The following is a 2421-nucleotide window of genomic DNA, read 5'->3' on the forward strand; positions in this document are numbered from 1 at the left end:
CCAAGCTTTTCTGGTCGGAACCCCCTAAGCCGAGTTTTCAAGGTGCTGCGCCGTCCACTTGGTTTTCGAGACTGGCCTTTTAATTCTAACGTAAAGCCAACCTAGAACGGCGGGGTTTCAGACCCAAAATTTCCGATGAACCGCCAATTCCCGTTAATCCCACGACAATTCCGATAAAAAAGCTAAATATTGTCAATAAAGAATAGTCCATTTTTGCCTCAGTTGTCTCTTTTCTCCGGTGTGTTTCTGGTGGTTAAGAGACAAAATTAGTTAATTAAGCCTTTAGAACCGACTAAAAGAGCAAAAAAGAGTATTAGTAAGCTTTTATCGCTGTTTAATCTTTTAGTCTCTGTTTATAACCAGTAATCTCCGAATCGAAACTTAATTTTCTTGCTATCTTGTAAAATGTAAGTGTATTTTAATACGATTGCGATTGAATCATGGTTAAAATACGGTCAAACCCTATACATTTTTTTGCCAGAGGATTAGCTACCGTGAGCATCATCATCGAGCGAGTATCGAAAAAATTCGGCACCTTTACTGCTTTAGACAACATCAACCTAGAGATCAAATCGAATCGTCTGGTGGCACTGCTGGGGCCGTCCGGTTCAGGAAAAACCACTCTCCTGAGAGCGATCGCAGGATTAGAACCTCCCGACACAGGCAAAATTATCATCAATGGCAAAGACACAACCCATTTAAATGTCAGAAAAAGGAATATTGGCTTTGTTTTTCAGCATTATGCGCTTTTTAAACACCTGACGGTGCGTCAGAATATCGCTTTCGGTTTAAATATTCGCAAAGCTACCCCGAACTATATTCAAAAACGAGTGGACAATCTCTTGAGTTTAATTCAATTGCAGGGATTAGGCGATCGCTATCCGGCCCAACTATCCGGGGGTCAACGTCAACGGGTTGCCCTGGCCCGGGCCTTAGCGGTGGAACCGGAAGTATTATTATTAGATGAGCCTTTTGGGGCCTTGGATGCCAAAGTTAGAAAAGAGCTACGAGTTTGGTTGCGACAGTTACACGAGGAGGTCCATGTCACCAGTGTTTTTGTCACCCACGACCAGGAGGAAGCCATGGAAGTGGCCGACGAGATCGTAATTTTCAATGAGGGTAAAATCGAACAGGTGGGAACTCCCGATCAGGTGTACGATCATCCTGCCTCTGCTTTTGTGATGAGTTTTATCGGCCGGGTGAATGTTTTACCACCGACCTCGGCTGCACTATTCGAGCAGCTCGGAGGGGGTACTAACGGAGTCAAGATTTTCATTCGTCCCCACGACCTAGAAATTCTCTCTTCTCCCAATGGGTCTAGCATTGAGGCAAAAGTTGAGCGCATTATCCATCTGGGTTGGGCCATCGATGTGGAATTAATTCTACCCGATCGCTCTCTCCTGATTGCCCATCTGAATCGAGAACAACTGGATCAACTGCACCTCCAAGTCGGGGAGCAAGTTTATGTTCGTCCTCGGGATGCTCGCGTTTTTGCTTAAAAGTAAACGTTCCAAAACTCGATTAAATTCTGTGGTGCGATATAGAGTTTTTCTCCTTGTCCCAATAATAGACTTGTCGCACCCACAGCATCGCCATACATGGTGTGATCGGGTTCCGCACAAAGTCACAGGCACTCATCGTCATCGAAAATTTTGGGTCTGAAACCCCGCCGTTTTACGGCGGCTTTGCTGTTAAATATGAGCATCGTTTACGAAATATAGCGTTTTTCAGTCTGCTGAGGTACAAAAGTTATGGGTTTTAGGCAAAAGGCAAGAGGCAAAAGGCAAAGGGGAAGAAAAACAGGTGTACCTCACTAGCTTAGGAAACGCTATATATGCTAAAATGTGAGACATGGAAAAAGCCTATTCGTTTCGATTTTACCCCACACCAGAACAAGAGTCGCTATTGCGGCGCACATTGGGCTGTGTAAGATTAGTTTACAATAAAGCTCTCCACGAACGAACACAAGCTTGGTACGAAAAGCAAGAAAGAGTAGGCTACGCTCAAACTTCTTCAATGCTAACCGATTGGAAAAAGCAAGAAGAATTAAACTTTCTCAATGAAGTAAGCTGTGTACCCTTACAACAAGGGTTAAGACATTTACAAACAGCTTTTACTAACTTCTTTGCTGGTCGGACTAAGTATCCTAACTTTAAGAAAAAACATCAAGGAGGAAGTGCCGAATTTACCAAATCTGCTTTTAAAATTAAAGACAAACAAATCTATTTAGCCAAATGCACAGAACCTTTACCTATTCGATGGTCAAGACAAATACCAGAAAGCTGTGAACCAAGCACAGTAACAGTCAGATTACATCCTTCTGGACGTTGGCATATTTCAATTAGATTTGATGACCCAACGATTAAGCCTCTACCAGTAACAGATAAAGCCATCGGAATTGACTTAGGAATTAGTAGCCTT

The 2421-nt window shown here is 43.2% G+C and carries 3 protein-coding genes; 2 read left to right on the forward strand and 1 reads right to left on the reverse strand.

The genetic code is table 11. The features are described from left to right. Positions 1-85: 85 nt before the first annotated feature. A complete protein-coding gene (locus tag O9290_RS13880; protein ID WP_288028090.1) occupies positions 86-211 on the reverse strand; it encodes a hypothetical protein in 126 nt (41 codons plus the stop codon). 283 nt (positions 212-494) lie between these two features. On the opposite strand from O9290_RS13880, the gene O9290_RS13885 reads away from it, so the two are divergent. Next, complete coding sequence (locus tag O9290_RS13885) at positions 495-1499, forward strand: sulfate/molybdate ABC transporter ATP-binding protein (protein WP_043999411.1); 1005 nt, start codon at positions 495-497, stop codon at positions 1497-1499. Positions 1500-1851: 352 nt separating this feature from the next. After that, the coding region (locus O9290_RS13890) for an RNA-guided endonuclease InsQ/TnpB family protein (protein ID WP_288087171.1) at positions 1852-2421 on the forward strand (570 nt) is incomplete at its 3' end.

It is taken from the genome of Microcystis sp. LE19-41.2A, assembly GCF_027530405.1.
In the GTDB taxonomy this organism is placed as follows: Bacteria; Cyanobacteriota; Cyanobacteriia; order Cyanobacteriales; family Microcystaceae; genus Microcystis; species Microcystis aeruginosa.